General features: G+C 70.0%; 14 protein-coding genes and 1 pseudogene. 8 read left to right on the top strand and 7 right to left on the bottom strand.

All coding sequences use genetic code 11. The annotated features are described in order from the left end of the window. Nucleotides 1-27: 27 nt before the first annotated feature. Both AC067M_RS26785 and AC067M_RS26780 read right to left on the bottom strand, forming a co-directional pair. Nucleotides 28-1,878 carry a lasso peptide isopeptide bond-forming cyclase gene (locus AC067M_RS26785; protein WP_478699574.1) on the bottom strand — a complete coding sequence of 617 codons (1,851 nt, stop codon included), beginning with the start codon at nucleotides 1,876-1,878 and terminating at the stop codon, nucleotides 28-30. A gap of 26 nt (nucleotides 1,879-1,904) precedes the next feature. Continuing rightward, nucleotides 1,905-2,015: a keywimysin-related RiPP gene (locus AC067M_RS26780; protein WP_107047813.1), complete on the bottom strand. Its 111-nt coding sequence runs from the start codon at nucleotides 2,013-2,015 to the stop codon at nucleotides 1,905-1,907. A gap of 853 nt (nucleotides 2,016-2,868) precedes the next feature. Between AC067M_RS26780 and AC067M_RS26775 the strand changes: the two genes are divergently transcribed. Next, on the top strand, nucleotides 2,869-4,932 hold the full coding sequence (locus AC067M_RS26775) for a SpoIIE family protein phosphatase (RefSeq protein WP_478699573.1): 2,064 nt from the start codon (nucleotides 2,869-2,871) through the stop codon (nucleotides 4,930-4,932). A 41-nt stretch (nucleotides 4,933-4,973) separates the two neighbouring features. Here the strand turns inward: AC067M_RS26775 and AC067M_RS26770 are convergent, their stop codons facing one another. Beyond that, entirely contained in the window at nucleotides 4,974-5,939 is a 966-nt protein-coding gene (locus tag AC067M_RS26770) for a glycoside hydrolase family 6 protein (protein WP_478699572.1), read from the bottom strand. A gap of 376 nt (nucleotides 5,940-6,315) precedes the next feature. On the opposite strand from AC067M_RS26770, the gene AC067M_RS26765 reads away from it, so the two are divergent. Then, the gene (locus tag AC067M_RS26765; RefSeq protein WP_478699571.1) at nucleotides 6,316-8,817 is read left to right on the top strand and encodes a SpoIIE family protein phosphatase; all 2,502 of its coding nucleotides are present in this window, start codon (nucleotides 6,316-6,318) and stop codon (nucleotides 8,815-8,817) included. A gap of 189 nt (nucleotides 8,818-9,006) precedes the next feature. Here the strand turns inward: AC067M_RS26765 and AC067M_RS26760 are convergent, their stop codons facing one another. The 3 genes from AC067M_RS26760 to AC067M_RS26750 form a co-directional block, all read right to left on the bottom strand. Further along, a complete protein-coding gene (locus AC067M_RS26760; protein ID WP_478699570.1) occupies nucleotides 9,007-10,278 on the bottom strand; it encodes a poly(ethylene terephthalate) hydrolase family protein in 1,272 nt (423 codons plus the stop codon). Nucleotides 10,279-10,404: 126 nt separating this feature from the next. Then, nucleotides 10,405-11,799: a prolyl oligopeptidase family serine peptidase gene (locus tag AC067M_RS26755; protein ID WP_478699569.1), complete on the bottom strand. Its 1,395-nt coding sequence runs from the start codon at nucleotides 11,797-11,799 to the stop codon at nucleotides 10,405-10,407. A 224-nt stretch (nucleotides 11,800-12,023) separates the two neighbouring features. Further along, entirely contained in the window at nucleotides 12,024-13,457 is a 1,434-nt protein-coding gene (locus AC067M_RS26750; RefSeq protein ID WP_478699568.1) for a CitMHS family transporter, read from the bottom strand. A gap of 180 nt (nucleotides 13,458-13,637) precedes the next feature. Here AC067M_RS26750 and AC067M_RS26745 point away from each other — a divergent pair, with 180 nt between their 5' ends. The 4 genes from AC067M_RS26745 to AC067M_RS26730 all read left to right on the top strand — a co-directional run bounded on the left by AC067M_RS26745 (nucleotide 13,638) and on the right by AC067M_RS26730 (nucleotide 19,550). Beyond that, nucleotides 13,638-14,564, top strand: a complete 927-nt coding sequence (locus AC067M_RS26745; RefSeq protein WP_478699567.1) for a LysR family transcriptional regulator — start codon at nucleotides 13,638-13,640, stop codon at nucleotides 14,562-14,564. Between the two features lie 239 nt (nucleotides 14,565-14,803). After that, nucleotides 14,804-16,021 carry a CaiB/BaiF CoA transferase family protein gene (locus AC067M_RS26740; RefSeq protein WP_478699566.1) on the top strand — a complete coding sequence of 406 codons (1,218 nt, stop codon included), beginning with the start codon at nucleotides 14,804-14,806 and terminating at the stop codon, nucleotides 16,019-16,021. Then, nucleotides 16,011-17,000: an HpcH/HpaI aldolase/citrate lyase family protein gene (locus AC067M_RS26735; protein WP_478699565.1), complete on the top strand. Its 990-nt coding sequence runs from the start codon at nucleotides 16,011-16,013 to the stop codon at nucleotides 16,998-17,000. The genes AC067M_RS26740 and AC067M_RS26735 overlap by 11 nt, the downstream gene beginning before the upstream one ends. 240 nt (nucleotides 17,001-17,240) lie before the next feature. Beyond that, nucleotides 17,241-19,550 carry a glycosyl hydrolase gene (locus AC067M_RS26730; RefSeq protein ID WP_478699564.1) on the top strand — a complete coding sequence of 770 codons (2,310 nt, stop codon included), beginning with the start codon at nucleotides 17,241-17,243 and terminating at the stop codon, nucleotides 19,548-19,550. Between the two features lie 215 nt (nucleotides 19,551-19,765). Here the strand turns inward: AC067M_RS26730 and AC067M_RS26725 are convergent, their stop codons facing one another. Then, nucleotides 19,766-20,788 (bottom strand): LacI family DNA-binding transcriptional regulator, encoded by a 1,023-nt coding sequence (locus AC067M_RS26725; RefSeq protein WP_478699563.1) that lies wholly within the window; start codon nucleotides 20,786-20,788, stop codon nucleotides 19,766-19,768. A gap of 1,198 nt (nucleotides 20,789-21,986) precedes the next feature. Between AC067M_RS26725 and AC067M_RS26720 the strand changes: the two are divergent. After that, nucleotides 21,987-22,211, top strand: a pseudogene (locus AC067M_RS26720) (RICIN domain-containing protein); the annotation flags it as partial. A 248-nt stretch (nucleotides 22,212-22,459) separates the two neighbouring features. After that, complete coding sequence (locus tag AC067M_RS26715; protein ID WP_478699562.1) at nucleotides 22,460-24,910, top strand: RICIN domain-containing protein; 2,451 nt, start codon at nucleotides 22,460-22,462, stop codon at nucleotides 24,908-24,910. Nucleotides 24,911-24,951: the final 41 nt, after the last annotated feature.

The raw sequence follows: 24,951 nt of genomic DNA, 5'->3' as shown, positions 1-24,951 counted from the left end.
TGAGGGCCTTTCTGACGTGGGACGTGGTCAGGGGTGTGGGACATGGGTGCGGGTGCGGGCGAGTCCCCGCAGCCACACCTCGGCGGCGATCGTCGAGTAGAGGATGGCGTCGGACAGCCCCGGAGAGGCGGGCCGCCGGGCGAGGCGGCGGAGTTCGGCGCCGTCCACCAGGCCCAGCGCCTCCAGCCGCGAGTCCTCCCAGAGGGCCAGCAGGTCGGCGCGGTGTTCCCGAAGTCCGTTGGAGGCGTCCATGGAGGCCGTGGCCTTGTTGGCCCGCCGCAGGCAGGGCTCAGGCACGATCCCGCGCATCGCCGCGCTCAGGACGGGCTTGTACGCCCAGGGCGTGACGCGGTCGCTCGGACGTACGGCGAGACACGCCTCGATGACGCGGTCGTCGAGGAAGGGAGAGGCCATCGGCAGGCCGGCACGGGCCGCCATCCGGTCCCACTGCCGGATGACGCGGGTGCACGAGCGGATCTGCTCCAGGTCGGTGTGCAGACCACGGTCCGGATGCAGCGGCGAGATCGTCGCCGAGGCCGCGAGCAGTGCCTGACGGGCCATCCGTTCGGCTTCGGGAGTCACCCAGTCGAACAGGCGCGGGGCCATGCCCCAGCCGAGACCCGTCGCGACCGACGGGGCCAACGGTTCACGCAGCTGGCCGGCGGCGTCGGCGAGCCACTTCCCGTACGGCCGGGAGTCGGCGAGAGCGCGGACCGTGCCGGTGAGCGGCCACTGCCACAGTGCCCGGAACCCGCGCAACTGCCGCAGGGCGAAGAGCGGACGGCTGCGCAGCAGCCGGTGGTAGTACGCCTCCGAGCACCATGCCACGTGGTCGCCGCCGATGCCGGTCAGGTGCAACCGGCTGCCGCGTGCGGCGAGGCCGGGCAGATGATGCAGGACCCGGGAGCGGTCCATGACGCCGATGGTGGGCTCGTCGAGGAGGTCGTCGATGGTGAGCAGGTCCTCATAGACCAGCGGCGACGCGTCGGCGTCCCAGACCACGTGCTCGACGTCCGGGAGGTGCCGCATCGCCTGTTCGGCCCAGTACAGGTCGGTGTCCGCCGGATCGCGTCCCGGCCACGTACTGGCCACCACGCGGGCGGGGGAGCGGTCGGCCAGGAAGCAGACGGAGGTGGAGTCCAGGCCGCCGGACAGGTCGCAGCTCACCACGCCGCCCTGCCGGGTACGCGCGCCGACAGCCTCCTCCAGCGCGGTCCGGATCAGGGGCGCCGCTTCGGCGAGCGGCCGGACCGGCTCCGGCGGTGTCCACCACCGGGTGTGCCGTACGGCGCGCCCGTCCGCGGCGAGGATCACCGCGTCCTGTGGGGGAACGGCGGTGACCGCGCGCCACAGGGACTTCTCGAACAGCGGATACGGGGCGGGCCACAGCAGCCGTACGGCCAGCTCTTCCACGTCGGGGTCGAGGCCCAGGACGGTGGCGAGCGTGTCGGCACGGGTGGCGGCCACCTGTACGCCGTCCATCTCCGCGTGGAAGACCAGTCGCAGGCCGGAGGCGGTGCCCTGAACCCTGATCTGTCCGTCGAGGGCGCCGACGAGGTGGAAACTGCCGGGGAGGGACCGGGCCAGTACGTCGAGTTCCGCGAGATCGCGCAATCGTGCGGCCCGGCGCCGCAGTTCGTCGGCGTCGACGGGGCAGCAGCCGACGACGGCGACGGCGGCGTCGCCGGCGCTCGCCGCGACCACCTCGTCGTCGTGCCACTGGCCGACCAGCCAGGGCCGGCCCGACGCATGCGCGAGGATCCGGCTTCCGGGGCGGGCGAAGGAGCGGGCCACGGCGGCCGCGTCCGCACGGTCGGTGAAGACCGCGAAGTGCGCGTCGCCGGGGCCCGTCCCCGCACTTTCGTGCAGTTCAGTCATGACGTCGGGTCAAGGACCGTCGGTCGTCAGTTCTTGCTCAGGATCAGCCGGTCGTTGCCGGAGCGCTGAAGGAGCCCCGTCTCCTTCCGGAAGGTGCCGAGCCGGACGAGCGTCGGTGCCTCGTATGCCTTCTTCATGACTACTCCTCACGTGCGGATTCCCGACCGCTTCCCTGACCGACAGCCCGGGGGCTGCCCGGTGTGCTGTCGGTCTGCCCAGGACTCATCGGGAACCCCGGGCCGGAAGCGGGCGCAGTACCTAGCTAGCTGCGGAACGTGAGCCGGCGACAAGGGGGTTCACAAAGGTCGCATCATATACAAAACACTGGTTTTTCAGAGTAGGTGTGCCTCGTCCGGTGTTGTTCGTGGCACCGCATGGTCGTGGGGCTCAGCGGTGCGCTTGGTGGAATAAGCGTCATGAGCTGTGTACTTGCCGCTCCTCCCAAACGCGCCTGACGACGGCTGTGGGCGGGCGCCGCCGGGCGCACTCGGCGCCCGTGGACGTGCGCCCGCTTCCTGGCGCTCCGCTCCGAAACGAACGCCAGATGTCTCACCCGGCGGCCGAGTGGCAGGCGAGACCGCCGGGCCGCGCGGGAACGGACACACGGCCCCGCCGGACGTGAACGGACGGGGTCGGTCGTGACGTGTCGGCCACGCCGTCGTATCCACGATCGGGGGTACGGACCGACTCCTCCAGTGTGGTCGGTACGCGGGGCCAGCGGGCTGAGTCCCTTCGCGCTGAGCTATGACGACATGGCCGAGGGTGACGCAGCATGTGTGGCGACAGCGTGCCCGTTTACCTCGCTGCCGCATCCCTCGCCCTGCTGTCCGCCCCGCGCTCGCGTTTCTCTTCGGCGAACTGAGCCGACTCGTGCGGCACCGGTGGCCAGGGTGTGCGGTGTCCGGTCGGTAGAGGTATGACTGACATAAGCCCGGCGGTGGGGAGGGGGGCCAGAGCGCACCGTGTGCTGCCGCAGAAATGGAGCCCGGTATGCGTGAGCAAAAGGCCCGGACCGGGGGCGGGCAGGAGCACGTCACTGCCGCGCCGGGTGGGCTGCTGGATGTGCTGCGAGTGGCGGCCCTCGTCCTGGGGAGCGATGGCCGGATCGTGTTGTGGAGTCCCGAAGCCGAGTCGTTGCTCGGTTTCTCCGCCGCGGAAGCACTGGGTCAGGACGCGGGCGCACTGCTGGTGGCCCCGGAGAACCGGTCACGGGCACACGAACTGTTCGACCGCGTGCGCACGGGCGCGCGCTGGGCGGGAGTCTTTCCGGTGCGGCACAAGGACGGCTCCACGCGCAGGGTGGAGTTCCGCACCATGCAGCTGCGCGATGCCCGTGGCGACGTCCATGCCCTCGGTCTGGGGGCCGACGCCGAGACCGTACAGAACGTGGAGCGGGACCTGGCCCTGTCCCACATCCTGGTCAGCCAGTCGCCGGTGGGCATCGCGGTCTTCGACACGGACCTGCGGTGGGTCCGTGTCAATCCGTCACTGGAACGCATCAACGGTGTCCCCGAGGAAGCGGTGCTGGGCCGGCGCGTCGGCGAGGTGCTGCCGGCTCTCGAGGTGGAGGCCATCGAGTCGCGGATGCGGCAGGTCCTCAGGACCGGTGAGCCACTGCTGGATCAGCAGACGGTCGGCCGGACGGCCGCTGACAGCGAAGAACACGCCTACTCGGAGTCGTACCACCGGATCGAGGATGCCAATGGGCGTGTGCTGGGCCTGGCGATGGCGATCCTCGACATCTCCGAGCGGCAGCGGGCAGCGGCCGAGATCGCGCAAGCACGCGAGCGCCTGGCGGTGATAGCTGACGCCGGCGTCCGCATCGGCACCACGCTCGACCTGCGCCGGACGGCACATGAACTCGTGGATGTGGCCGTTCCCGATCTCGCCGACTTCGCGGCCGTCGACGTACTCGACTCGGTGGTCAACCCTGGCGGCACGGCAGCACCACGGGCGGGCGGTTCCCTCGACTTCTGGGCGCTCGCCCTCAAAGCAAGCCATCCCACCGATGCGATCGAGGCCGCGGACCCGGTCGGCGAGCCTGCCCTGTACAGCGCGAATCGGATTGTCACCCAGTGCGTACGCGAGGCACGGCCGATCCTGCTGCAACACGTGGACGACACGGCGATACGGCGTATCGCCAGGGACGATGCAGCAGCCGAGACGCTGCGGCACGCCGGTGTCCACTCCTATCTGGCCGCTCCCCTGGTGGCCCGCGGCGAGGTACTGGGCACGCTCAGCCTGTGCCGCACGGTCAGCTCCCGGCCCTTCGACGACCAGGACCTCACCCTCGCCACCGAGCTGGCCGCGCGCGCCGCCATCTGCATCGACAACGCGCGGCTGTACGGACGCGAACGCGACACAGCCCTCACCCTCCAGCGCAGCCTCCTGTCCCAGGAGCCGCCACCGCATCACGGCGGCATGCAGGTCGCCTCCCGCTATCTGCCCGCCGTCAGCGAGGTGGGTGGGGACTGGTTCGACGTGCTCCCGCTCAAGGACGACAAGGTCGGACTCGTCGTCGGCGACGTGATGGGCAAGGGCGTGCACGCCGCGGCGATCATGGGCCAGCTCCGCACGGCCACTCGCGCCCTCGCCCGGCTCGACCTGCCTCCGGCCGTGCTGCTGCACCACCTCGACGGCCTCGCCACGTCCCTCGGCGACTCCGACATGCTGGCCACCTGCCTCTACGTCGTCTGCGACCCCCGGCACGACCGATGCGAACTCTCCCGCGCGGGCCACCTGCCGCCGGCCCTGGTCGACCCGGACGGGAAAGCCGAACTGCTCGACACCGCCGGCGGAGTGCCACTTGGAGTGGGCGGCGTGCCGTTCACCGTCGAGGAACGGGAATTCGCCGAAGGGGCACTGCTCGCGTTGTTCACGGACGGCCTGGTGGAAAGCCGTGCAACGCCCGTCGAAGCAGGACTGCAGCGCCTGCTCCGCCTGCTGGACGGCACCCGCCTCCCCCTGGAGGAGACGTGTGACATGCTCCTCGGCGCCCTGGACCGTGAGCCTGACGACGATGTGGCGCTGCTCCTCGCCCGGCGCGGGAGCTGATGCCCGTCCCGTCACTGCCCCGGACCGGCTGCCGTCATGGATCAGTAGCCGTAGATCATCTTGTAGGCGACCTCGGGGAGGAACTGCCCGGCCGAGGAGCCCGCTCCGGCGCCGCAGTTGCCGTCGGACTCGCCCGGGACTTTGATCCACAAGAGCATCTCGGCGCCACCGCCCAGTCGGGTGGGGGTGCCGATACGGCGGCCGGAGGGGTTGCACCACTGACCGTTGGAGCCGTTGCCGTTGCGGCTGGTGTCCACGACGAACGGCTTGGTGTAGCCGTAGCGGGCGCCCAGTTCACTGTTGACGGCGTTGCCGTACGCGGTGTTCTCGGCCGTGGTCAGGTAGTTGGAGACGTTGAGCGAGAAGCCGTGGGCCTGTCGGAGGCCGGCTTCGTGGAGGCGCCGGGCCATGGTCGCCGCGCTCGCCCAGGCCGGGTTGCCGGCGTCGAGATAGACCCAGGTGTTGGGAGCCTGGCGGCTGAACTCGGCGAGGGCGCCGGTGAGCATGCCCTCACGTTCGTCGATCTGGGCCTGGGTCATGCAACCGTAGTCCCCGAGGGAGTCCGGTTCGAGGACGACGACGGCCGGGCGGCCCGCGATCCCGCCCGCGAACTGCGCGATCCAGTTCCTGTAGGCGGACGGCGAGGAGGCCCCGCCCGCGGAGTGCCCGCCGCAGTAGTCGCGGTTGTAGATGTTGTAGGCGACAAGGACGGGCAGCTTGTCCCGGGCGTCCGCGGCGCCCACGTACGCGCCGGTGGCGGTGCCGATGGTGCCGCTCCAGGAGCCGAACCAGCGGGCCGTCGGGGTGTTGGCGATGGAGGCGTTGATCGCGGACGCCCGGCCGTCGCCGGGGTTGGCGGCGACCCACCGCTTCGCGCTGGCGTCGGGGTCCGCGTAGAACCCGTTGGTCATGGTCGTCGGGTCGGCCGCGTGGGCGGACGGAGCGACGGCGAGCGCCAGCGGCAGAGCGAAGAACGCTGCCACCAGGGCGCGGAGTCTGCGGCGCATGACTGTACCTCGATTTCCTGGCAGGGATGCGTCGCACGCTCGTGCCGAGCGCGCGACGCGCTGAGGAAGTGCGGTGGTACGACGTCCCCTTGTGCCGACGGCTCTCCAGCTGTGACCACGCCACACGAAGGGTCGGCAGGGCGGGGTGGGAGCGCTCCCATCGTAAGCGTTCCCCAAGGCACTGAAAACCTTCATGGCAGAAGATGCGCGCACCCCAGGAAGTCGTCGCTCGACGAGGTGGCACGGTCACCCCGGCCCGCCGGCCGGTGCGGCCGGTTGAGCGGGGTGCACCGCGGCGGGATGCTGGACGCAGCGCCCGTGACGGGTGACGCAGCGCCGTGTCGGGGCGCGGCAGGTACGAGGTCGTGATGCACCCATGGACAACGAGCCCGACACCACCACAGAAGCGGGGAGCACAGCGGCACCGGTGGACTTCGCGGTCGTCATCGACGCCCGCGGAGCCGTCCTGGTGTGGAGCGCGGGAGCCGGGCGCCTGCTTGGGTACGAGCCCGAGGACGTGGTCGGCCGGCCGGCCGCCGGCCTGCTTGCCGCGAAACTCCCCTACGCGCTGCGGCGTCACCTGGCCGCCAGGGAGCCGTGGACGAGCGATCTGACGCTGCGGAGCCGGCACGGAGACCATGTCACCGTGCAGCTCCGGGGCACGCCGCTGACGGACGTGGACGGCAGGACCCACTGGGTCGTCACCCCGGCGGAGGTGACATACGCCGCCGGGCCGACCGACGCGGGGGCGGGGGAGCTGTGGGATCTCACGCTTGCCCAGCTCCCGTTGCCCGTGGCCGTCTATGACAGTGAGGCACGGTTGGTGACCTGCAACCAGGTGATGAGCCGTGCCATGGGGCTGACGCCGGAGGAGATGAAGGGTCGTACGTTGTGGGAGATCTATCCCGCCCCGCCTCTGGACGAGATCGACCGCCTTCAGCATCAGGTGGTGCGCACCGGCGAGATGATCTTCCGCGAGGAGCAGCCTTTCCGGGCCTCGGGTGAGGTCCGCGATCACGCGTGGTCGCTCTTCCTCTCCCCGCTGAAGGATCGGGCGGGCGCGGTGCTGGGGCTGTCCGCGTTGGTGATCGACATCACCGAGCAGTACTGGGCCCGGCGTCGCCTGGCGGTCCTCAACGACGCCAGCGTGCGCATCGGCAAAACCTTGGACGTGACCCGGACGGCCGAGGAACTGGCCGAGGTGGCGGTGGCGGGGTTCGCCGACTTCGTCACCGTCGACCTGCTGGAGTCGGTCTTCCAGGGGCACGAGCCGCAACCGGTACCGCCCGCCACGCCGGTCGTCTTCCGCCGTACCGCCCAGCGGTCGGTGCTCCCGGGATGCCCGGAATCCGTGGTCCCGGCGGGCGACACCGACGTCTGCCCTCCCGGCTCCCCACCGGCTCAGGCACTGATCACCGGCCGGGGCGCCTCCTACCGCGTGGGCGACCCGCTGCTGCGGGAGTGGTCGACGGCCATCCCGGCCCGTGCCGAGAGCATCAGGCGATTCAAGATCCATTCCGTGATGATGGTGCCGCTGCGCGCCCGGGGCGTCACCCTGGGCGTGATGCACCTGCTGCGGCACCGCACCGCGGATCCTTTCGTCGAGGACGATCTGGTGCTCGCCGAGGAGATCGCCGCCCGGGCGGCGGTGAGCATCGACAATGCCCGCCGCTACACCCGCGAGCGCTGGACCGCGCTCACCCTCCAGCGCAGTCTGCTGCCCGAGCGGCTGCCGGAAGTGGAGGCGCTGGACCTCGCCTACCGGTACTTCCCCGCCGGTCCGGGGGACGAGATCGGCGGAGACTGGTTCGACGTCATCGCACTCTCCGGGGGACGGGTCGCGCTGGTCGTGGGCGACGTCGTGGGCCACGGCGTGCACGCCTCGGCCACGATGGGCCGGTTGCGCACCGCGGTACGGACCCTGGCCGACGCCGATTTCGCGCCCGACGAGTTGCTCACCCGGCTGGACGATCTGGTCATCCGCCTCGACCGGGAGGAAGGCCCGGATGCGCGACGGGAGGCGGAGGGGGCCTCGGGAGAGGTCGGGGCGACCTGTCTCTACGCCGTCTACGATCCCGTCGACGGCCGGTGCGACCTGGCACGGGCGGGGCACCCGCCACCCGTCCTGGTGTCATCCGACGGCACCGTCCAGGTCCTGGACCTGCCCGCCGGGCCACCGCTCGGCCTGGGCGGACTGCCCTTCGAGTCCGCCCGGATCGACATGGACGGAGGCAGCCTGCTCGCCCTCTACACCGACGGTCTGATCGAGGCCCCCGGTCTCGATGTCGATGTCGGACTCGACCTGCTGAGTGAAGCGCTGCGCCGTCCGGCCGCAGACCTCGAGGACACCTGCGAGGAAGTGCTGCGCAAGGTGCGGCCCGACCCCTCTGCCGACGACATCGTCCTGCTCCTGGCCCGGACCTCCATGCTCGGCGCGGACCGGGTGCGCACCTGGGAGCTGCCCATGGATCCCGCGGCCGTCGCCCGGGCCCGCAAGGTGGCGGCCGAGCAGCTGGACACCTGGGGGCTGGCCGAGCTCGAGTTCGCCACCGAGCTGATCGTCAGCGAGCTGGTCACCAACGCCATCCGGTACGGCCACGCCCCCATCCTGCTACGGCTCATCCGCGCCGACGCGCTCATCTGCGAAGTCTCCGACGGCAGCAGCACCTCCCCGCACCTGCGACGGGCCCGCATCTTCGACGAGGGCGGACGCGGACTGCTGCTCGTCGCGCAGGTCGCGGAACGCTGGGGCAGCCGCCAGACTTCCGCCGGCAAGACGATCTGGGCCGAACAGCCCCTGCCGGATGAACGTCCTCGCGAGCCCGACAGCCGGCACAGCACGAGAAGCGGGGCGAGCCGGCCGCCGGAGGGGCGATGAGATGGGCGCAGGACGCGTGAGCAGGACGGACTTGTGTTCCGTTGACTGCTGCGGGCGCGGTTGGTGGTGGGGTCTACGACGGACAGGAGTCGTGGGGCGTGGTGGTGGGTGCCGGGTCGTCGACCTCGGCGCGGGGAGCGGGCTCGGAGCGCCGCGGTGGCGGGCCGCGGAGCGCTCCGAGCGAGCCGGTCAGAACTGGCAGGTGTCCATCCAGCGGGTGACCAGGGAGGCGTTGTTCTTGTCGGCATCACGAGCGGGACCGCACAGGAACGGGCTGAAGCGGGTGTCGGCACGCAGCCAGAGGCTGAAGAACGACACGATCCACTTGCCCTGCTTGGCCTTGTTGCCGTAGCCCGTCATCGGGCACAGATGGTCGCCTGGAACTTCGATGTAGAGCTTCTCGGCCTGGGACATGGAGTTGTACCAGGGCACCGCGTAGCGGCTGCCGGGGGCGGCGGGGTCGCTTTGACAGGTCAGGAAGAAGGTGGGCTCGGTGACTCCGGAGAAGTTCGCGTTCGGGTAGTACGGGGCCGTCGGTACGCCCGCCTTGAAGCGCGGGTCGTCCCGGAGGGCCGCCATGACGCCACCGCCGCCCATCGAGTGACCGGCCGCGCCCAGGGTGCCGTTGAGCTTCCCCGACAGCGGGTTGCCTGGGGCGTTGCCGAGCGCGAGCAGCTGGGTGCCGGCGGCGGTGATCTGGCGACCGCGCGATGCGGGATCGTCGGTGAGCGTGTTCGTTCCGACGTTGATGACGACGAAGCCCCAGGAAGCGAGGCGGGGTGCGAGCCACTGCAGGTTCTGCTGTGTGCCCTGGTAGCCCGGCATCAGCACGATGCCCGGGTACGAGCCACTGGCCGTCGGATACGTGACCGTGCCTGAGCCGTACCCGCTCGGGTTGGGAACGGTGTAGGCGGCGGTGGTCAGCGGCCCGTCGGTGGCCTCCAGGGAAGCGGTCGTCGGGTCCGGGATGCCGTTGCCCGGAGGGGTGCCCTCAGCGGAGCCGTACACCTGGAACTCCCACAGCGAGTAGCCGTAGGCGGTGCCGCGCTGGGTGCCGTAGAGGCGGATGTACCGGCCGTTGCCGTTCACGTCGAGGGTCTGCGCGCCGCCGGTGCTCGTGGTGGTCGAGTGGACGGTGGTCCAGGCGGTGCCGTTGTCCGAGGTCTGGATCTGGAAGGAGCGGGCGTACGCGGCCTCCCAGCGCAGCACCACTTGCGTGACGGTGGCGGTGGTTCCCAGATCCACGGTCAGCCACTGCGGATCACTGAACGTGCTCGACCAGCGCGTCCCGGTGTTGCCGTCCACCGCCGCCGACGCGGGGGTGGAGGTGTTCTCGGTGGACGAGGAGGTCACGGGCTTGCCCTGGGACAGCAAGTCGGCGGCGGCTGCCGGCGCGGGGGCGGCTGTCAGCAGAGTCAGCGCCAGGCCGATGGTGGTTGCCAGTGCGATCAGTGCCGTCATGGTGCGGGATCGGGGCCGTAACGGTGCGGTGGTGTTGGTTGAACGATTGCGTGGACGCATTGCTTTACCTCCACCTCGGTTGTGTCCGCCACGGTGGCGGACGGGGTGACCGCCGCGAGCGGCCGGCTACCGGGACTGTGCGAAGAGCCAGTCGATGACCACGTCGTTCTCGTACGTCTGGGCCCATGCCAGGTGTGGGCTCACCGGTGTCGTTCCGGCCGTGTAGCTCGTGAACAGTACGTGGCTGCGCGTGGCCCGGGCCTGCCGTAGGAGAGCCCGTGACCGGGCCTCGAAGTCTGCCTTCGGCAGGTCGTTGGCCCACTCGCCACGGCTGACCCCTGCGCCGGCGGTCTCCAGCGCGTTCATCAGGGTCCAGGTGCCGGGTTTGCCGAACCGGCCCTCCCGGTAGGGGACGACCGGGTCGTCGACCGAGTGGTCGGCCCAGATCGGGATGTGCGTGATCCTGTCCATGGTGGCCGCGTCGCCCCAGCCGGCCGTGGGCAGGGCGGCCGCGAACACTTCGGGTCGCTTGGCCAGCAAGCTGTAGATGCCGCGACCGCCTGAGGACAGGCCGACCAGATAGAGCCGGGCGGTGTCCACGTTGCGCGCGTGCTCGCGCACGAAGGTGTCGATGAGTTCGATCAGCGCGGCCTGGACCTTCGCGTCGGTCCAGTCCGTGCCGTCGGGCCCGTCCATGGGACGGGGCAGGGGGATCTGCGGAGAGAGGACGAACGCGGGGTTGCGGCGCTGCCGTTCCGGTTTGGCGAACGTGACCGCGACCCGGTTGGAAGTGAGCTGGGTCATGTTGTTGTCCGCGACTTCGCCACCGCCGTGCAGGGTGACGACGAGCGGGTACCGCGTGCGGGTCTGCGGGTTCCGCATGAATCCCGCCGGCTGGTACAGCCGGAAGTCCAGTTCGAAACCTGCGGAGTCGGTGAAGGAACCGGCGGCGAAGTCGTCGACCACGGGAGTGATGACGTCGTCGTTCCGGTTCGCGAACGGACCGGCCTTGAGTACCGTTTCGCCGTCTGGGGTGCGCACGTCCGCCACCTGTTTGACGGAGTACGCACGGTCGAGCGGAAGGGGATCGGTGCCGGACGCTCGTGCGTTGGAGTCGTTCGGATCGAGTTCGACGATCAGGCGGTCCCCCGGTCGTCCGGGGTGAGAGCGGTCGTCCACTTCGGCGGAGGTGTTGGAGTAGACCCGGGTCACCGTGCGAGCCGCTGTCCGTCCGCCCGCGGTGGCCTGCACCTGGAAGGCGGTGGGCGGGGCCGTCCCGCCGCGTAGATCGATGGGATGCGCGTACTGGATGGCGACCGCTGTCACCAGCCAGTTGTTCCTCGGCGTCACCTGCGTGAGGAGGTCCGTCCGCAGGACCGGATTGAGTCCGGAGGCCGCTTGCCGTCCTTCGGACGGGGCTGTCGTGGCGTCGGCGGCCGCCGCGGTCGCCGTGCTCACCATTGGCGCCGCGACCGCACCTGCGGTGACGGCGAGCACCGTACGTCTGGGGATCGGTCTCATGCGTCCTCGTCTCGGTCGGTGGGGCACCCGGGCCGGGTGCCGTGGTGTGTGGATCCGGTCCTCCGGCTCCGAACTCCTGGGAACCGGCGGCCCATTGGGGGGCCATGACGCGGCATGTGCGGTTTCTGCCGGGAGTCCGCGGCCGGCGGGGACTCCGCTCGGGCCCGGGGTACCGGTCACACTTGGTTCCGGGACACCGGTCACGCTCGGGCCCGGGACACCGGTCACAGCGGGAAGGCGCCGGTCAGCAGGGCGCCGGCGGTCATGACGAGCGTGGTTGCGAAGGCCCAGCGGAAGATGAAGCGCTGGTGCTCTCCGAGCGACACACCACTCATGCCGACCAGGATGAACGTGGACGCGGTGAGCGGACTGAGCGGGAACCCCGTGGTCATCTGGCCGAGAATGGCCGCCCGGGCGACCTCGGCCGGCTCCGTGCCGAACCCGCTCGCGGTCTCTGCCAGTACGGGCAGTACGCCGAAGTAGTAGGCGTCCGGGGTGAAGACCAGGCTCAAGGGCATGCCGGTGACGGCCACCGCGACGGGCAGATGCGACCCGAAGGAGTCGGGGACGACGGAGACGAGCGCCTCGGCCATCTCGTCGATCATCTTGGTGCCACTGAGGATCCCGGTGAGGACGCCGGCCGCGAAGATCATCGTGGTGACCAGGACCACGCTCTTGGCGTGCTTGTCGAGCAGCGCCTGCTGTTGTTCCCAGGTGGGGTGGTTGACCAGCACCGCGATCGCGAACCCGAGGACGAACAGCACCGGAAGCGGCATCACTTCCTGGATCAGGCAGACCACGAGGGCGATGGTGAGCAGGAGATTGAAGATGCTCAGCCCGGTCCGCGGCAGCGGCGGGACCCGGACGGTGCCGGGCCCGTCGCCGGGGGATCGGAGGGCCGGACGCTCCTGCCCGTCGGCCGTCGGGGGAGTGGCCCGCAGGCTCGACTCGGCAGTCGCGGCAGCAGTCGATGCGGCAGGTTCGCGGTCGTCCCGCTCGTCCTCGCCCGTGCGCACGTCCGTGGCCGGGCCTCGCGGGGACAGCGCACCGAGACGGCTGCGCTCCCGGCGACCGAGCAGATACGAGGCCACCAGCACCCAGACCACGCCGAAGCCCATCGCGGGCAGTACGGGGTTGAAGACCTCGGAACTGTCCAGTTTCAGCGCCGCCATGGCGCGTACGGTCGGGCCACCCCAGGGAACCATGTTCATCACGCCCGCGCCCAGGCAGACCACTCCGGACAGCACCAGGGGGCTCATGCCGAGCCTCTTGTAGACCGGCAGCAGCGCGGAGACGGTGATGAGGAAGGTGGAGGCGCCGTCGCCGTCCAGGGCCACGCACAGCGTGAGGACGGCCGTGGCGACGGTGATCCGCAACGGGTCGCCCTGCGCCGCGCGCAACAGACCGCGGATCAGGGGGTCGAAGAGCCCGGCGTCCACCATCAGGCTGAAGTACAGGACCGCGAACGCGATCATGATGCCGGTGGGGGCCACCTTGGACAGCCCACCGAGAATGAACTCGCCCAGGTCGCCCGCGAATCCGCCGATGAGCGCCGCCAGCACCGGAAGCAGGATCAGAGCGACCAGCACCGAGGCGCGTTTGGTCATGGTGAGCAGCAGGAGGACGGCGATCGTGGCGAAGCCCAGGGCTGCCAGCATGCGGCGCTCGCTTTCTCGGGGACGGCCCTCGGCGGTGGTGGGCGGGAGCTGAGCGGGGGCAGGCCGAGGTATTACGCGAGAGTTTCGGAGCACTACCGGATCCCTGTCCAGCATCAAACCGAGATCTGTCCATGCGATAAGCGCATCAATTCACGGGGGCGCGCCCTATGCTCGGCGGCCATGGAGGCCCCCACCTTGCGTCAACTGGCGGCGTACACGGCCGTCGCACGGGCCGCGAGCTTCACCGCGGCCGCCGCGGAGATGCGCGTGTCCCAGTCCTCGCTCAGTCGCGCGGTCGCGGATCTGGAGCGACAACTCGGCGTCCAACTGCTCGAACGGGACCCCCGTAACGTGCAGTTGACCCCGGCGGGTGCCGAGGCCCTGCGCATCGCCGAGCAGATCGTCACCGCTCACCGGGCGGGCATGAAGGAGCTCAGGCGATTCCTGCTCGGCGAGTCGGGAACGGTCGCCGTGGCGACCCTTCCCTCGGTTGCCGCGGTGCTCCTGCCGCAGGTCATCTCCGACTTCCGCGAGCGGCGGCCGCAGGTGGCGGTACGCCTCCTCGACGGCCTGGAGCGGCTGGTACTGGACCGGGTCCTGTCCGGTGACGCCGACTTCGCGATCACCACCGTCGGGGACCCGCCCGAGCAGTTGGAGCACCGCCCCCTGGTCAGGGACCGCTTCGTCGCGGTGCTGCCGGAAGGCCACCCGCTCGCCGACCGACCCGAGATCGCCTGGGAGGACCTGGCTCGTCAGCCGTTCCTGGCCGTCGGGCGCGACTCCAGCGTGCGTCGCCTCACCGATGCGGCGTTCGCCCAGATCGACGTACATGCGGCACCGGCGGCCGAGGCGGGCAGCATCGCGACGGTGGGCGGACTGGTGACCGCCGGCCTCGGGGTGTCGGCGATGCCCGCCCTCGTGCTCCCGCTGATGGGCGCCGGGCCCGTCGTCTGCCGTCCTCTGGTGGACCCCGTGGTGGACCGGCGCCTGGACATCGCGCTGCGCGCTCGGCGAACGCTCCCGACCGTTACGGAGCGGTTCCTTCAGGCGCTCGAAGAGTTCCGTCTCCAGGGCCGCCCTCTTCCGCCCGGGGTGTCGTGGGCATGAAGCCGCGTGGGGGCGTGCTGGGGCCGAGGCTCGCATCACCCTCACGGCCCACCGCACCCGCGCACCGACCGCTTCAGCGATTCATGCGTTCTTCGCATTGATTCATGGTCTTCTGTTGCTCGACAGGCATTTCTCCGCTCCTGCACTCTGAAGACCCGGCCGGGGACGACGTGCCGCACCAACGCGGACGACGCGGTCCGGGGACCAACGCGAAACAGCAGGGGCGAGGGAGCGCATCGGTGTCGGACGACGAGCGGAACACCACCGGACGCGGGCAGTTGCAAGGGCTGAGAGTGGTCGAGTTCGCCCATGTGGTGGCCGGGCCGCTGGCAGGCTCGATGCTCGCGGACCAAGGAGCCGACGTCGTGCACGTGGAACCCCCCGGCGCCGGAGACGCGGCCCGCGCCATGGGGCCGCAACGTGACGGCGTCCCCCTGTGGTTCAAGGTCGCCGGCCGCAACAAGCGCTCGGTCACCCTTGATCTGCACCACGAGGCCGGCCGGAGTGTCGCTCGCCGACTCGTCGCCTGGGCGGACGTCGTCATCGTCACCCTGCGCGCCGGACGCCTGCGCAGCTGGGGACTCGACTGGGACTCCGTGCACCGGATCAACCCCCGGGCGGTACTGCTGCAGATCTCCGGCTTCGGTGCCACCTCGTCGCAGGCGGACGCCCCGGGCTTCGGCAAGATGGGTGAGGCGCGCAGCGGAGTCGTCCACCTGACCGGGTTTCCCGACGGCCCGCCCGTGCACACCGGCTTCTCGCACGGCGACGCCGTGACCGGCCTGATGGGCGCCTACGCCGTCCTCGCCGCCCTCCACCGCCGTGACCACGACCCCGGTTTCGACGGCGAGTGGATCGACCTCGCTCTCTTCGAGTCCCTGTTCCGTCTCGTCGAGTGGCAGGTGATCGTCCACGACCAGTTGGGACAAGTGCCCGAACGCTCCGGCAACCAGCTGGCGGTCGCCCCCGCGGCCGTGATCAACACCTACCGCTCCCGCGACGGCGAGTGGATCACGGTGACCTCCGCGACGCTGCGCTCGGTCCGCAACATCGCCGGCCTGCTGGGGCTCCCCGAGAAGGAGTTCGCCACGGCACCGCAACAGCACGCCCGGCGCGGAGAGTTGGACGAGGGCCTGCGGAACTGGGTGGCGGAGCGCGGCACCGGCCAGTGCCTGGAGGAGTTCGCCCGTGCCGAAGTCGTGGCCTCACGGGTGTTCGACGCCGCGGACATCGCCGCCGACCCCGTGTACGCCGAACGCGAGGACATCGTCACCGTCGACGACCCCGACCTCGGTCCGGTACGGATGCAGGCGGTGATCCCGCACTTCCGGCAGCGGCCCGGCCGGGTCTGGCGGACGGGGCCCGCCCTCGGCCAGGACAACCACCTCGTCTACGGGCAGTGGCTCGGACTCAGTGCGGAAGAGCTGGCCGACCTGGAGAAGAGCGATGTCATCTGAGGCGTCTTCCAACAGGCCTGCCGAGTCGCACACGAGGGCGGTCGACCGGCCCCCGCTGCGGTCCCTGCTCTTCGTTCCCGGCACCAGGACCGGCTGGCTGCCCAAGGCCCGGGCGGCGGGCGCCGACGCGGCCATCCTCGACCTGGAGGACGCGGTGCCCGCCGCGGACAAGCTCGCCGCCCGCGCGCAGGTGGCCGACGCCGTCGCGCGTGCCGCCACCGAACCGGCCGATCAGGCGGGACGGATGGCGCTGTTCGTCCGTGTCAACCCGCTGGACGGCTGGGCGGGGGCCGAGGAACTACGCGCGGTCGTACGGCCAGGCCTCGCCGGCATCGTGCTCCCCAAGGTCCGCACAGCCCAGGACGTGAAGCTTGCCGACCGGCTGCTGGGCTGGTGCGAAGGGGAACAGGGCCTGCCGCCCGGACGGGTCGCCCTGGTGCCCCTGCTCGAGACGGCCCGTGGCCTGCGTGAGGCGTACGACATCGCCCGAGCCGCCTCACGCATCGCCTACTTGGGCGCACTGACCGCCCCCGGCGGCGACGTGGAACGCGCCGTCGGCTACCGCTGGAGCCCGGAGGGAACCGAAACGGTGGCACTGCGCTCCCGCGTCCTGCTGGACGCCAGGGCAGCCGGAGTGCCGTGCCCGGTCAGCGGATTGTGGACGCGCGTCACCGACGTGCCGGGGCTACGCGCCTTCGCCGAACAGAACCGTTCCCTCGGCTACGAGGGGATGATGGCGATCCATCCTTCCCATGTCCCCGTGATCAACGAGGTGTTCTCTCCCGGCCCCGACGAACTCGCCCGCTCCGCAAGGCTGATCGCGGCCGTCGAGGCGGCACAGGGCGAGGGGACGGGCGCTGTGGCATTCGAAGGCGAGATGGTCGACGAGGCCATGGCCCGTACGGCACGCCTCGCTCTCGAACGACACGGGTGGGGGACGGAGGGGGCCGCACGCCGCGCGGGCGCTGGAGAGGAGTGACCGGCGCGGGCTCCGCAACGGAGACGGCACACTGACGGTCGGACCGATTCCTGAACGCCTGGGCGCATGGGGGAATGCTCGCCCTCAGTGGCCTCGTCCTCCGTCCTGAGCTCTTTCCTTTTTCCTCAACCTCTAGTCAAATAGCGTCACTTGAGTCACACGCGTGTCGTGCGTCGCGGATGTCCCCGACCAGGACCCCCATTCCGCAGTCGACCGCGTCGCTGGAAGGACCCCCCACAAGTGACCGACAGACCCTGGATGCTCAGGGCAGTGGCGACCAACCCTGTTGTGGTGGCAGCCACGTTCTCGGCCTTCGCGATGGCGCGGGCCGGCGAAGGTGCACCGACGGCGGCCGTGGACCGGCACGACCCCACGGACCACGCCGAGCACGACCACGAGAAGGCCCCGCTGAGCAGGACGCAGCAAGCACAGCGCGAGGAGGCCCTGAAGCGGGACACATCCGGCGACGCCACGATCAAGAACCGTGAGGGCTCGCAGGCCGTGCGAGAGATCGCCACGTCAAAGGAGACGTACATGCCCAGCTTCCCCCTGAACCGTCGCACCTTCATCCTCCTCGGTGCCACGGTCGCCGCGGCAGCCGGCGCCCGAACACCGGTGGCCGCCGCGGCCGCCTCCCCCTCGGCGCCCACCGGCGCGCCGACGCCGGTCCGGATCGTCGACGACAAGGCAACCCCCGCCACCCGCGCGCTGTTCGCCTACCTGAAGCGGCAGCAGGGCAAAGGCATCCTGTTCGGCCACCAGCACGACCTCACCTACGGCTTCACCTTCACCACTCCCGACGGCAAGGCGTCCGACACCAGGGCAGCGGTGGGCGACTACCCCGCGGTCTTCGGCTGGGACACCCTCATCCTCGACGGCGACGAACGCCCCGGCGCCCAGGACGGAACCGAAGCCGAGAACATCGCCGCACTCAGCCGGTGCATCCGGCAGGGGGACGCACGCGGCGGGATCAACACCCTCACCGCCCACATGCCGAACTTCGTCACCGGCAAGGACTTCTACGACACCACGGGCCGAGTGGTCGGCCAGATCCTTCCGGGAGGCGCGAAGCACGCGGACTTCAACGCCTTCCTCGACCGCATCGCGAAGGCGGTCAAGGGCGCGCGGCGGCCGGACGGCACCGCGATCCCGGTCATCTTCCGCCCCTTCCACGAGAACAACGGAGGCTGGTTCTGGTGGGGCGCGGGCCACACCACCTCGGGCGAGTTCATCGAGCTGTTCCGCTACACCGTCGAGTACCTGCGTGACACCAGGGGCGTCCACAACCTGCTCTACTCCTACTCACCCAACTCGAGTTTCGGCGCCGACCCGACCGGCTACCTGAAGACCTACCCGGGCGACCGTTTCGTCGACATCCTGGGCTACGACTCCTACGACGAAGACGCCGGACCGACCGCCTGGCTGGACGGTCTGGTGAGGGACCTGGCGATGGTGGTCCGGCTGGCGAACGAGCGAGGCAAGGTGCCGGCCTTCACCGAGTTCGGGGAGAGCGGTACAGAGGCCCGCAACCCGCAGTGGTTCACCCAGCTGTTGCAGGCCGTCAAGGCGGACCCGCTGGCCCGTCAGATGACGTACATGCTCACCTGGGCCAACTTCGGAGGCACCAAGCGCGCTTATGTGCCGTACCCGGGCCACGTCCTGCTGCCGGACTTCGTCAAGTACCACCAGGACCCCTACACCCTGTTCGCCGCCGATCTGCGGGGGGTGTACTCCGCTCGCACCACCGCTGTCAGGAACGCCCCGTTCATGCATCTCGTGACTCCCACGGACCGACAGCGCGTGACGGCCTCCAAGACCACCGTCCGGGCACGTGTCACGCCCGCGAGGGCGAGCCGGGTCACCTACTCCGTGAACGGTGGACGCGCCAGACCGCTGTGCCTCGACGCCGACGGCTTCTACTCGGGCGACTGGTCGATCGACCCGGCCTCGCCGGCCAACCGCTCGGTGACCCTCACCGTGAGCGCGCGGGTGGACGGCAAGACGCTCACGGACTCGGCCGTGGTCCTCCTCGGTGAGGTCGCACCGCTGCCTGCCGGTTGGGTCGACGACTTCGAGGGATACGCCGGAGACGACGCCGCCCTGAGCGAGGCGTACACCCACATCAACTCCCACACCATCACCCTGGCGCCCGACCACAAGTCCTCGGGCTCCTACGGACTGGCCTACGCGTACGACTTCACCGGCTCCGAGTACACCGGCATAGGCAAGTCGGTCGTCGCGGACTGGTCCGCTTTCACGTCCCTGGCGTTGTGGCTGCGGGGCGACGGTTCCGAAAACGCCGGGGCGTTCGAGATCGTCGCTGACGGAGTCCCATTCCAGTACCGGTTTCCGCTGGCCGACACGAACGGGCAGGACATCAGAACACCATTCAGCGAGTTCCGGCCCGCTCCCTGGGACACCGCACACGCCGAAGCCGTGCTCGACGCGGCTCGTCTGGCCAAGGTGACGGCGTTCAGTCTGTACCTCGGCCGTGGAAGCGGCACGGCGACCAAGGGCGTCGTGTACGTGGACAACATCAGGGCCGAATGACACACCCGGCACAGGGGCACCGCCGCCCGAGCCCGCTTGCGCCGGGACCACACTCGGGCGGAGGTTGCCCTCCGGCGGACCCGGGTGGCGGAGCTTCGGGCAGGTCCGGCCCAGCGTCTGCTTGATCATCCGCAAGGCGTGCTCCAGACCCACGGAACAGGGCGCGACGCTGCTCGTGCGCCGTACCCGCCGGCTCAGCGCGCCGCGCGGTTGACTCACACCTGCCGGTCGCTGCGTGCGGCGGCTGTGCTGGAGCGCAGCGAGACCGGAGGGGTCAACAGGATGTGCCGAGGCGGGGTGTCCGGCGCTGCAATGCGTTCCACCAGCAGGGAAACGGCTTTCTCGCCCATTTCCGCGGCCGGTACGTCCGCTGCCGTGAGCGGCGGGCGGAAGTCCTCGGCCCAGGTCTTGGCCGCCACTCCGGTGATGGAGAAGTCGTACGGCACTTGGAGGCCAGTGTCCGCCAGCGCGCGCTGGATGCCGGGCAGGGCGGCCTCGTTGATGGTGGTGACAGCGGTGAGGTCCGGATGGCTGCGCAGCAGCACCTCGACGCATTCCTGACCTGAGCGGGCGTCGTCCCCGCAAGGCACTTCGATGCCGTCAAGGCCGCGTTCCGCCACGGCGGCCTCGAAACCCTCTCTGGCCCTGCGCGCCGGACCGTAACCGGCCGAGACGAGTTCCGGGGAACGAGTGATCAGAGCCACTCGGCGGTGCCCCAGATCGGCGAGGTGCCGCACGCAGTGCTGGACCAAGCCGGCGTAATCGACGTCGATCCAGGACATCTGCTGGTCGCCGGCCGTGTGCCCGATGCCGACGAAGGGCAGCCCGGCATCCTGCAGGCGGCCCACACGAGGGTCCTCCAGGCGGATCTCCATCAGGATGACACCGTCCACGCGGCTCTCCGAGACCAACCGCTCGAAGGAGCGGTCGTGATCCGCGCCGGAAGGGGACAGCAGCACATCCAGGTCGACCCGGGCGGCGGCGTCGACCACGCTGGCAACGAAGTCCAGTTGCATGTGTGTGAGCCTGTTGCCGGCCGGCGGGATGACGAGACCGATCGTCCGGGTCCGGCCCTCCTTCAGGGCCCTCGCGGTCGCGTTGGGGTGATATCCCAATTCGTTGATCACATCTTGGATGCGTTTCCGGGTGCTGCTCGCGACCGGCCGTTTGCCGCTGAGAGCGTAGGACACCGTGCTGCGTGACACGCTGGCGCGCCGAGCGATCTCCCCGATGTTCATGCAGCTCCCCGAGAACCTACCCGCGGGTCGAAAGAATACCTCGCGCGAATCAACTCGCCACTGGGCGCGGGGTGTCGGCGGGGCGGTACGGCCTGCGGTGTCGACGGGTGGGAGCTGGAGTGGTGACCTGTCGGAGCGGTTGCCGTGGCCACGCGGGCAGTTGGGGCGTCAGGGCCGCGCGCCCTTGTGCGCCGGCGATCACCCGGTGCGGCGCGCGACGGAGCGGCCGGGACGGGTGCCGGGGTCGAGCAGGACCTCGTCGACGTCCGTCCGGCGTCATCCCTCGAGATCGGCGCCACTTGACTACGGCCGTGCGCCGCAGGGGAGTTCAGTCCGTCCGCGGCGGTGGGCCGCGCGTACGGCGTCGCAGTCGCCCCCGGGGAACCTGTCACGGATGGTGCTGGTCGAGCGCCCCGGTGCCCGGCGGTGCGTGCAGCCGGCCTGCGCGCCCTGGCGGCCCCGGCCGACGAAAGATGCCCGAGTGTCATGAGTCGCGCGGAACGGCGTCGGGCTGCCGGGTACCGTCACGCGTTCCGCGTCTCACGTATCACCGGAAGGCGTGGGGCGAATCGATTCCACGCAAGCGCTTCGACGCGAAGGTACGAGTGGTGGAGTGTGGGGTGAATGGCGTGCCGCGCGGCGAAGGCGGCGCCGACGCGGCGGACCGAGGCTCCGCTGCTTCGGTCAGTGTCTTGCGGACCGGCCCTCCGCCCCATGGGTTTGGCGGCTGCGTCCCTGCTCACCGGCATGACGGGCAGGCACCTGGTGAGCCGGGCCCGGCCGCCGGACACACCCGCGCGGCCCATCGCGCCCCGCACGGCGGGAGGTCACGCCGCCATCCGCATACCTCCACCCCGGAGCTGTTCGAGCGTGCCGATCGGTCCCCAACCGCAGGAATCAGCCGTCGAATCGATTCCGCGACAAGGTTCGCAGCAGGAGCCTCCGCACCCTTGACAGCCCACGAAGTCGGGAGCACCGTCTCCCCCCGAAACCTCTCTGCAATCTCGCTGCACATACGGCACCTCCAAGCGCTTCCGGATTGGCAGCGCCACCAACACGACCCGATCGGGTTGTGCCGGCACGGTATGGAGATCAGATGGGAACCCTCCGGACAAGACGCCACCTGCTCTCCGGCCGCGGTGGTGTGCAACGGTTACTCGCGGCGGTACGGCCCGTGGCAGGCCGGACCACGTGCCTCCTGGACGTGCCGAACTCGTCCACCACGGCCGGTACGCAGCTGCAGATCTGGGACTGCGGCGGCGGCATCAACCAGACCTGGACCCGCACGTCCTCGGGCCGGCTGACCGTCTACAGCGGCAGCAGCCAGATGTGCCTGGACGCGTACAACAAGCAGACGTCCGCCGGCACCAAGGTGGTGACCTGGCCGTGCAACGGTGGATCCAACCAGCAATGGAGTCTCAACTGACCTGAACCAGTCCAGCCCTTGACCGGCTCCCCTCGGTCACGGGCCATTCGCCACCGGAAGCAGGAATCCGCCTGCGCGGCGCCCGGCTCCCGGCGGCACCTCCCGGGATCTTCCGACCCCGCCCGGCCGAATCGCCCGGTCCCGTCGCCCCGACCGGAGGGGGCACGCCATGCGGGCGGCTTCGGCGGCGAACAACGCCACTCCGCCCCACACCGGGCTCCACGCACCACCACTGGAGGATGACGATGTCCGGAGCCAGAGTGCTCCGCGGCCTCTGGGCCGCCCCCGTAGCTCTGCTCGCCTTACTGGCCGGGAGCCTGGCCCCGGCCGGGTCCGCGTTCGCCGTACCGGCCGAGCGCCAGGCGTCGGCCGCCGCCCTGTACGTGGCGCCGGGTGCGGCTCCTGGCGGGGACGGCACCGCCGAGCGGCCGTTCGCAACGATCGACCAGGCGCAGCAGCCCGCGCACCGGCTCTCGGCCGATGCGGACGTCATGGTCCACCTGGCCGGGGGGACCTACAGGTTGTCCAAGCCGCTGACCTTCGGCTCCGGCGACGGTGGCCAGAACGGCCACACCATCACCTACCAGGCCGTGTCAGGGCAGCAGCCGGTGGTGAGCGGCGCCCAGCAGATATCGGGTTGGCAGGTACATGATCAAAACAGCAACATCTGGAGGGTCCACGTCGGCACCGGCGTGAACACGCGTCAGTTGTACGTGAACGGCAGGGAGGCACCGCGGGCGGCGATCCAGGTGCCCCGCTCCGCCTTCACCTTCACCCAGACCGGCCTGACCATCACCGACTCGTCCCTCGACTACCTGGCCGGTCTCTCGGACAAGAACCACATGGAAGTCGAGAGCGTCAACTCCTTCACCGACCGCTACGCGCCGGTCCAGTCGATCAGCGGCAGGACCATCACCATGCAGCAGCCCGCGTGGAACAACAATTCCTGGGGCTACGACACCATCAACGCGCCGTTCGCCGGCGGAACGATGTACCTCGAGAACAACTACGCGTTCCTGAAGCAGGCCGGACAGTGGTATCTCGACTCGTCCACCGGCGACCTGTACTACCGGGCCCAGCCGGGGCAGAACCCGAACAGCCTCGACGTCGAACTGCCCCGGCTGCAGAGCCTGCTCGGCATCAGCGGCAGCTACGGCTCACCTGCCGCCGGTCTGGCATTCACCGGCATCCGGTTCACGGGAACCTCCTGGCTCGGCCCGAGCGGACCCAACGGCTACGCGGACCAGCAGAGCGGCGCGCACATCACCGGTGCCTACACGATGCCCGCCAACTGGCTGAGCACCTGCAAGTCGGGATGCACGCAGTTCGAAGCCACCCGTAACCACTGGGTGCAGATGCCCGCGGCCGTCCAGGTCTCCGCCGCCACCGGCATCACGTTCTCCGGCAACACGTTCTCCGAACTCGGGCAGGCCGGACTGGGCGTGGGCAACGACGGTGTCGCCACGGCCTCCGGCACCGGACTCGGCGCCAACGGCGTCACCATCACCGGCAACACGTTCACCGACATCGCCGGCAGCGGCATCCAGGTCGGCGGCATCCAGCCGGACGCGCACCACCCGAGCAACCCGCAGATGACCAACCAGAACATCGTCATCAGCGACAACCGGGTCAGTGGGGTGGGCACCGACTACAAGGAGACCGCGGGCATCCTGTCCACCTACGTCACCAACGCGACGATCACCCACAACCAGTGCGACCACCTTCCCTACGACGGGATCGACGTCGGCTGGGGCTGGGGGATGAACGACCCCGGCGGCAGCCAGGACTACGTCAACCGGGGCACGTACAACTACCAGCCCATCTACAGCACTCCCACGACGCTGAAGAACAACACCGTCTCCCACAACCTGGTCTTCGACACCAAGAACGCGATGTTCGACGGCGGCAGCATCTACAGCCTGTCCGCGATGCCCGGCTCGGTGATCTCCGACAACTACATGTACGACAACAACCGCACCACCGCGCTGTACCTCGACGAGGGCTCCCGCTACCTGAAGGTCTCCAACAACGTGGTGCAGGACGCCGGTAACTGGGCGCTGACCAACGCCAACGCGAACAACCACACCGACGACAGCACCTTCTCCGGCAACTGGTACAACGGCGGCAACACGTACGTGGCCACCGGTCCTCCGCACAACAACGTCCTCACCGGCAACGTCCAGGTCAGCGGCACCAACTGGCCTCAGGGCGCGCGACAGGTCATCCAGCAGGCAGGCGTCCGGTCGTCGGGCGGCGGTGGCGGCTTTCCCACCGGCTACCACCAGCTGGTGATCGGCAGCAACAACCTGTGCATGGACGTGTACGGAAACTCCGGCAGCGCGGGCGCCGCGATCGACCAGTGGACCTGCAACGGGCAGAGCAACCAGCAGTTCGAGTTCGTGCCGGTCTCGGGCGGTTACGGGCAGCTGCGGGCGCAGAACTCCGGGCAGGTCGTGGCGGTGGCGGGCGGCTCCACGACCGCCGGTACGCCCAACATCGTGCAACAGGCCCCGGACGGAGCGGCCGGCAGTCTGTGGCTGCCGGTACGGCAGTCCGACGGCTCGTACTCCTTCCAGAACAAGAACAGCGGCCTGTGCCTCGACGTCTACGGCGGCGGCAGCAACCTCGGCCAGCAGCTCGACCAATGGCCCTGCAAGAACACGGCCGGCAGCAACCAGGACTTCATCCCCCGCTGACCGGCTCACGGGCTCGTTCACCCCACCCACTGTCCCGCACC

It is taken from the genome of Streptomyces sp. NPDC043427 (assembly GCF_056436655.1).
The sequence above is the reverse complement of the archived record's forward strand: the minus strand, read 5'-3'. Positions and strand labels throughout refer to the sequence as shown.

What these genes read in the sequence shown, in the direction of transcription:
- AC067M_RS26780 (WP_107047813.1), bottom strand. Translation starts at nt 2,015, where the DNA reads ATGAAGAAGGCATACGAGGCACCGACGCTCGTCCGGCTCGGCACCTTC.
- AC067M_RS26725 (WP_478699563.1), bottom strand. Translation starts at nt 20,788, where the DNA reads ATGAACATCGGGGAGATCGCTCGGCGCGCCAGCGTGTCACGCAGCACG.
- AC067M_RS26765 (WP_478699571.1), top strand. Translation starts at nt 6,316, where the DNA reads ATGGACAACGAGCCCGACACCACCACAGAAGCGGGGAGCACAGCGGCA.
- AC067M_RS26735 (WP_478699565.1), top strand. Translation starts at nt 16,011, where the DNA reads ATGTCATCTGAGGCGTCTTCCAACAGGCCTGCCGAGTCGCACACGAGG.
- AC067M_RS26775 (WP_478699573.1), top strand. Translation starts at nt 2,869, where the DNA reads ATGCGTGAGCAAAAGGCCCGGACCGGGGGCGGGCAGGAGCACGTCACT.
- AC067M_RS26715 (WP_478699562.1), top strand. Translation starts at nt 22,460, where the DNA reads ATGTCCGGAGCCAGAGTGCTCCGCGGCCTCTGGGCCGCCCCCGTAGCT.
- AC067M_RS26745 (WP_478699567.1), top strand. Translation starts at nt 13,638, where the DNA reads ATGGAGGCCCCCACCTTGCGTCAACTGGCGGCGTACACGGCCGTCGCA.
- AC067M_RS26750 (WP_478699568.1), bottom strand. Translation starts at nt 13,457, where the DNA reads ATGCTGGCAGCCCTGGGCTTCGCCACGATCGCCGTCCTCCTGCTGCTC.
- AC067M_RS26760 (WP_478699570.1), bottom strand. Translation starts at nt 10,278, where the DNA reads ATGACGGCACTGATCGCACTGGCAACCACCATCGGCCTGGCGCTGACT.
- AC067M_RS26785 (WP_478699574.1), bottom strand. Translation starts at nt 1,878, where the DNA reads ATGACTGAACTGCACGAAAGTGCGGGGACGGGCCCCGGCGACGCGCAC.
- AC067M_RS26755 (WP_478699569.1), bottom strand. Translation starts at nt 11,799, where the DNA reads ATGAGACCGATCCCCAGACGTACGGTGCTCGCCGTCACCGCAGGTGCG.
- AC067M_RS26770 (WP_478699572.1), bottom strand. Translation starts at nt 5,939, where the DNA reads ATGCGCCGCAGACTCCGCGCCCTGGTGGCAGCGTTCTTCGCTCTGCCG.